The sequence below is a fragment of the Neobacillus soli NBRC 102451 genome (genome assembly GCF_001591665.1).
Taxonomy (GTDB): domain Bacteria; phylum Bacillota; class Bacilli; order Bacillales; family Cytobacillaceae; genus Neobacillus; species Neobacillus soli.
Genome location: NZ_BCVI01000107.1, coordinates 1 through 6,655 on the forward strand (window position 1 = coordinate 1; position 6,655 = coordinate 6,655).

A 6,655-nucleotide genomic window follows, 5' to 3' on the forward strand; every position below is an offset into this window, starting at 1 on the left:
TTGTTACCACCTCCTTTCACCATCTATATACGGTTTTTGAGGTGAAAAGGACAGGGTCAGGGGGGGATAATTTTAATAATCCTATCGTATCTGTTCGCTGAAGATCAGCGGAGATGATCAAGTATGACTCTAATGATTTCCTTGCTCTTAAAATATCTTATAAGAACGATAGTGCTAATCTTTGTGAGTTAGTTGGAGGTGTTATTGGGGATGTAGCGGTAGGAATGAGCTTTGATGAACGGATTGGAAGTAAGTTTTTAAAAGCTGGGATTGGTTAAGGCTGCCATTGATGTATGAAGTCAGGTTATAATTGTTGCGTTTTTATATATTTGGGTAATATATAAAAATGAATTCGAAATATATTTAGTTTTAACTCGGGAAGGAGGAAACATTTTGATCGCTCTACTTTTAAAAGTGATAGTATCGTTTTTCGCTGTTATGAACCCGATAGGAAATATTCCGATTTTTATCTCCCTTACTAATGGTTATTCCCAGCAGCAAAAGAAACGTACTGCAAGGAAAGCCGCAATTGTTTCTTCGCACTTTCTTTTGTCCTGTTTTACTATTCAAGCCCGATTATTGCCAAACTCGGTCAAGGGGGACTGAATATTATTACAAGATTAATGGGTCTAATTCTTGCTGTTATTTCCATTCAGATGATTGCCGAAGGTATAAAAGGTCTCTTTCCTCATTTGTAGACTTGATATTTGGGTCATTGGCTCTTGCGAAAGCCCTAAGAACTGTCCCTGTGGAATGCTGCTGAACCTATAATCAAATAACATCGATGAGGGACAAAGCTATGTTTAATCAAACGTTTAATTAACTGAGAAAATTTTGGCCGTTTATTTGAATTAATCCTTTACCAGCGGGCTTTCCAGCGTATTTAATCAAACGATTGAATAGTATCGTGCATATGGAAACCAGCCAATATTTGTCTGTTGAGAGGGAATGGTTTATTTATTTTAGTTCGAGCCCATTTTTCAACAGTCTTTTTTCACATTGGGAAGAACAAACATTGATTTAATAGGGCTTGAAGCGGATCTAACCAAACGTTTAATTAGTGTTGATATAACGGGGAATTAGTCAAAGAATGGTAGTTTGTGGAGAAACTGTCTTTTAAAGAGGATGGACTGCATATTTTAATATTGTCCAGATTAAATTGTCGACAAGTTTTTTTCCACTTATGAAACGAAAGCCCGGGACCACGATTGGAACTCCTACCTCGCTGATGAACGAATTGATTTGTTCCACGAGTACTCGCTCCTTTCTATATTTTAAGTGGGTTGGTAAGAAAAAGACCGGCTTCATCTCGAATCCGGCCTCTCCCGTATTAAACCAGTTCATAATCAGTTACATTGCGGTCGATGACTCTTGCGCCTTTTACAGCTTCCAACTTACCGCTAACGGTTGTGAAAACTCCAGCTGCAATAATTTGCGCCCTCGATAATTTCACGACTTCCTCATCAACTCACTGTTACTAGCTCTTTTTCTAGTTCTTCGCCCGAGTGATCGAGTTGCTTGATCATCGTGATAAACGGTTCGATGAATTGTGGATCGAATTGTTTTCCAGCGCATTCGTGTAATTCAACGATCGCTTCTTGAAAGGTTTTTGTTTTTTGATAGGGCCGCTCCGTTGTCATTGCATCAAAAGAGTCGATAACGCAGAGAATTCGCGCAAGTTTTGGGATCGATTTTCCTTTCAAGCCATAAGGATAGCCGTTTCCGTCATAGCGTTCATGGTGGAGTTCGACTAATGGAATCAAGTCTTCTAATTTCTTATTAGTTGAAATGATTTCTTTTCCCCAGGTTACGTGCTTTTTCATCGTTTCCCATTCATGAGGCTCGAGCTTGCCCTTTTTATTTAAAAGATCCCGCGGGACTTCGATTTTTCCAATGTCATGGATGAGTGCTCCAAGAATCAGCGTTTTACGTTCATGATCACTTAAGTTAAGGACTCGTGAAAAATCAACCGCATATTGGTAGACACGTTTACTATGGCGATAGGTGTATACATCCTTTGAGAGAAAGATTTTTAATTGATGTTCTGCTTCCTCCAAATCTTTTTCAAGTGAAAGAGAACGCTGGAGCGAATATTCAGAATGCTCATTATAGACTTCAACAAGATTTTTTCCTTGGTTTTTCGCAGCATACATTGCTTGATCAGCTTTGTTAAGAAGTTCAGAAATACTGTAGGTTTCTTTTTCACATTCGGCAATACCAGACGAAAAGGACAAACAGCCGTAGGGGAGACCTTCAACCCCTTTAATATAGGTGTCATTTGCTTTCTTTCGCAATTCATTCATGAACGAAAAAGCAGTATCGCAATTTGTATTTGGCATGATGATAGAAAATTCCTCGCCACCATAGCGAGCAACAATAAAATTGGCCGCGTCACACTCGGCTTTCAGCAGTGCACCAAATTCCTGTAGCAACTGATCTCCTTGAATATGCCCGTACAGATCATTGTATTTTTTAAAATCATCGATATCAAGGATGACGAGACTTAATGGCTGATCGCATTCCTTCGCGGTAGCCACTTCTTTTTCAAAAATCTCCTTAAAATAACCGTGGTTATTCAGACCAGTAAGGAAATCCTTGTTTGCTTTCTCAGATATCTCTTTAAATAAGTTAAAATGCTGTTTAAATGCTAAAGACAATAAGAAGGCAATACAGGTAAAAAGAGTCAGACCGAATAATTCTTCGGTTTTCATTAAAATGACGAGTACTAATGAAAGCACAAGTGCACTAAAATAAGTGGCAATCGTTTCTTTAATAAATTCCTTGAAAAAGTTTACTAAGTTTTCGGTTGCTTCAAATATGAAATATAAACCTACTAATAGTAGATTCAATATAAAATAGGTGCAAAGAGAAAGTAAATATGGAACGATGTTATTTATTTGGATATCTCCAATGTATCCATCTGTAAAGATAAATGCGTAATAGGCACCAATAATCATTAAAGAATAAATAGAAAAATTAAACAGATGTTTCCACCAGGCAATTTTCCGCTGTAACGCAGCAAAAATGATGGAATGAATGCATAAAACAAGTAATGTAAACTGTAATCCATACAAAAAAAGACTTGCTAAATAAATAGAAGAATCCATTGAAAGGGCATTACCCTTTGGAGGCATCTGTATTATGTAGTAATTAAGAATTAATATGGATCCGGAAACAGAAAAAATAATAATCCAATCCATTTGAGAGTACTGAGGGATTTTAATTAAGAAAGTAGAAAACAAAATGCCTAAGGCAGATATCAAGAAAAGATATTTATGTGCAGGTGTTTTTAAAATTCGCATATTCATCACTCTCATAAATAAAATTAAGGAGAAGTAACAGAATTACTTCTCCCATTATTAAACTCTTAAACTAATTTGAATCCAGATGTTAAAGCAATTATGATAGAACCGATAATGATTGCGTTGTAAAGAATTCCAGTTAATTTTATGCCTTGTCTTTGTTCCTTTTTCATTTTTGTTCACCTCCTCTTAAGGAGAGTGAGGGAGTTTCCACTTTTTTTGACGCTGGATGACGAACCATCAAATATTGAATGAAGAAGAAGATTCCAATATTCATAATGATATCGCCGATACTAATAATTTGTGTGCGTGGATAAGGGTTTGAGATTGGAATAACATCGCCTAAAAATCCAAGATGCGTGGAAGCAGTTAGCATCGTATGCTTGGCATATAAGCTATCTTTAAGGACTTCGACATACCCTGGATCCAAAACCGCAGCTGCCTCTACTGATACTGGCATTCTTCCGCCGTTAATCACCATTACTAAAAAATTAAGAAATACGCCAATTAATATGAGAATAAATCCTGGGTTCTTGCGGTTCATAAATAAAAATAGTAAACCAAGTACATAAACCGCTATGTAGATATATCCACTTACCTGTGCAAGAAATTCACTATCATTTTGGAGCATAAAAACGACCAATTCAACAACCAATAGTAGAGGAAATATCCATCCCCACTTCAGCTTTAGCTTCGCCAGTGCTCTTAAGTTGCCTTTTCGTAGAAAGCCTATAATAAACGAAATAATGATGCCGTCAAATACCATAAGTTGTTACCTTCCTATGCAAGAATATATTACAAATAGACAATAGTTTGAAAAATCTACGAAGGAAAAATATTCCTACAATAATATAATCAAAAATAATTGTCGAAAGCAAGAGAAAAATGTGTCGAAATTGTGGATTTATTAAGAAGGGAGCTTTATAAACCTACAAAAGAACCGCCTTGCGATGATATGAGTAGGGCGGTCCTCTAATTGCGTTTGCCGACAATTTCCGCGGGTATTTTAAATGGAAGTCCTAGGAATACTGCGTGTTGAGGTACTTTTAAGCAAACGTTTGGTTAGTTTCGAAAAACAGGGGGATTAATTGAATAACGATGCCTCCGACTTGCCTCTATCTAATCTACTGATGTTCCTTTACATTAACAAACGGGAAATGTGCAAACCGTAACAAACAGGGTCTGGCACAATTCCAAGTTCAATCACTTCCATGAGTTCCTTTTTAAAAGAGTGAATGGCAATTGCAGTAATCGACATTTATCTAAGGAATTTAGAGGGAAAATCCATGAATAACGCGAGCTGAGGTCACTTTTAATTAAATGTTTGTGTAGTGTTGAAAAGGCGGGGGATTCCTAGAATTTTGTTGGTTTAGGAGAGACTCATCCGATTTTGTAGAAATGTAGGTAATTTCCAGCGAAATTTATAAATTCCTACCGACATTCTTTGTGCCCTTTTAGGAGGAAATCTTATACATCAATCCTTGTGCCGGTTTCAATCAAACGTTTGATTAGTATAGCCTTTTTGTTATTTAGTTGAAAAGGTGTCGCATATTTGCTTTTTGCTAGTAAACTGTTAATCCCTAGTCTTAAATAATATATTTTTTGTCGTAAAATGCATATAGAATCTTATAGTCGTTCCGGGACCTATGTAGTAGTATAGGTATGATATATTGTTCGTTATAACGAGGAAAAGAGGGTAAATTCATGCGTAATAAAGGAATTTTATTTTTGGTTGCATTAGGGTTATTCATTTCACCTCTGTCTGTAGGTACTGTAAAGGCAGAAGGTAACGAGTATGAATTGTCAAAGAAGTTAATGGAACATCAGGTTGAAAAGCCACTCCAACAAGGTATTATAGATTCCCATACGTTTAATCAACTTGAAAAAGAAGTAAAAGGTTCTCGATCTTATTCAGCAAAAAGTTTTAATAAAATGGGTGCTACGAGTAGTAGTATTTCCAGTAGTGAAGCTGAAGATTATTTGTTTGAAATGGAGTACAACGATGAATTTGATTTTGCAAATGATACTTCCTATGAAAAACCAACAATTGGTCAATTACTTCCTTTGTATGATGTAGATTTTCATAAAGTAGTCGTGCCTAAGGATGGAATTTTATTAGTGGCTGGGGGCACTAACTCAGATGCTATTGATCTATTATTCGGTGCCATGCAAAAAGATTTTGTGGTGAATGATAGGTTAGTATATTTAGGCTCGTATGATGAGGACGGGTTTGAATTCAAAGCGTACCAAGCTAAGAGTGGCACATACTACGTGGGCGTTATAGACAATGATAACGACCTATATGACGATAATACAGAATCAGACTTATATCTGATCGGAACTCAATTTATAGACAATGTTTCGCCAAATAAGCCGAGTGTAAACAAGGTTGATAATAATGATACAGTTGTAACTGGAAAGGCAGAATCTGGATCTACCGTTACTGTTAAAAGAGGTAATACAGTACTAGCAACGGCAAAGGCAGCGTCTAATGGAGCTTTTTCAGCAAAGATTGCTGTTCAAAAAGCAGGCACAAAGTTAGCCGTCACAGCTAAAGATAGCGCTGGAAATGTGAGTGCAAGTGTGACGGTAACTGTTGCAGATGTTGTTGCACCAAGTAAGCCAGTTGTTAACAAGGTTGATAATAACGACAAAGTAGTAACCGGAAAGGCTGAGGTTGGCTCTTCAGTTACGGTTAAAAACGGAAACAAAGTACTAGGAACGGCGAAAGCAGCATCAAATGGAGCATTTTCTGTAAAGGTAGCTGCTCAAAAAGCAGGTGCGAAATTAATAGTTACAGCTAAAGATGGCGCAGGAAATGTAAGTTCAAGTGCATCGGTAACCGTTGCAGATGTTGTTGCGCCGAGCAAGCCAACAGTTAAAAAAGTAGATGATAACGATAGGAAGGTAACAGGGAAAGCAGAAGCGAACTCAAGAGTTACTGTGAAAGTAGGAAGTAAATCACTTGGTTCAGCTAATGCTGATTCAAAAGGGAACTATTCAGTAAAAATAAAAGCACAGAAAAAAGGAACTACACTTGCTGTAACTGCCAAGGATAAGGCGGGTAATATAAGTAAAAAGAGTACGATTAAAGTTGTAAAACATTAAATCCAATGAATGAGCCAAGGATTAATTCCTTGGCTTTTCGAAGTAGACCATGCTGTGTAGCAAAGGGTATTCGTACCTACTTGCCTCTTGGTGGCTTATTGATTAAGGTTTCCTCCAACAGCGCCTATTGGATACCCTTTTAAAGACTTTTTAGTAGGAACGTGTTCCAATAGCGCCCGTCTACTTAGATGTTTGAGAGGATTCCAGCCCAAACATCTAAGTAGCGTCTATTGGATACCATTCAC

5 protein-coding genes and 2 pseudogenes are annotated in these 6,655 nt (G+C 37.1%); 3 read left to right on the plus strand and 4 right to left on the minus strand.

Annotation, left to right across the window (positions count from 1 at the left end; all coding sequences use genetic code 11):
- Positions 1-71 precede the first annotated feature (71 nt).
- Both BSO02S_RS28170 and BSO02S_RS26735 read left to right on the plus strand, forming a co-directional pair.
- Positions 72-275 (plus strand): annotated as a pseudogene (locus BSO02S_RS28170) (UDP-glucose 6-dehydrogenase); the annotation flags it as partial.
- Positions 276-393: 118 nt separating this feature from the next.
- Positions 394-698, plus strand: a pseudogene (locus BSO02S_RS26735) (MarC family protein).
- A gap of 418 nt (positions 699-1,116) precedes the next feature.
- On the opposite strand, the gene BSO02S_RS28360 reads toward BSO02S_RS26735, so the two are convergent.
- From BSO02S_RS28360 to BSO02S_RS25760, 4 genes are all read right to left on the minus strand, one after another.
- Complete coding sequence (locus BSO02S_RS28360; protein WP_268876034.1) at positions 1,117-1,251, minus strand: hypothetical protein; 135 nt, start codon at positions 1,249-1,251, stop codon at positions 1,117-1,119.
- Positions 1,252-1,330: 79 nt separating this feature from the next.
- The gene (locus BSO02S_RS26740) at positions 1,331-1,453 is read right to left on the minus strand and encodes a DUF2922 family protein (RefSeq protein ID WP_084375182.1); all 123 of its coding nucleotides are present in this window, start codon (positions 1,451-1,453) and stop codon (positions 1,331-1,333) included.
- Between the two features lie 10 nt (positions 1,454-1,463).
- Positions 1,464-3,302: a bifunctional diguanylate cyclase/phosphohydrolase gene (locus BSO02S_RS25755; RefSeq protein WP_066074850.1), complete on the minus strand. Its 1,839-nt coding sequence runs from the start codon at positions 3,300-3,302 to the stop codon at positions 1,464-1,466.
- 169 nt (positions 3,303-3,471) lie between these two features.
- Complete coding sequence (locus tag BSO02S_RS25760; RefSeq protein WP_066074852.1) at positions 3,472-4,068, minus strand: DUF5317 domain-containing protein; 597 nt, start codon at positions 4,066-4,068, stop codon at positions 3,472-3,474.
- Positions 4,069-5,006: 938 nt separating this feature from the next.
- On the opposite strand from BSO02S_RS25760, the gene BSO02S_RS25765 reads away from it, so the two are divergent.
- Positions 5,007-6,410, plus strand: coding sequence for an Ig-like domain-containing protein (locus BSO02S_RS25765; protein ID WP_066074855.1), 1,404 nt, complete (start codon positions 5,007-5,009; stop codon positions 6,408-6,410).
- The last annotated feature ends 245 nt before the right edge of the window (positions 6,411-6,655 follow it).

Excerpts from the sequence above, each read along its gene's own strand:
- BSO02S_RS25755 (WP_066074850.1), bottom strand. The coding sequence starts at position 3,302 with ATGCGAATTTTAAAAACACCTGCACATAAATATCTTTTCTTGATATCT.
- BSO02S_RS25760 (WP_066074852.1), bottom strand. The coding sequence starts at position 4,068 with ATGGTATTTGACGGCATCATTATTTCGTTTATTATAGGCTTTCTACGA.
- BSO02S_RS25765 (WP_066074855.1), top strand. The coding sequence starts at position 5,007 with ATGCGTAATAAAGGAATTTTATTTTTGGTTGCATTAGGGTTATTCATT.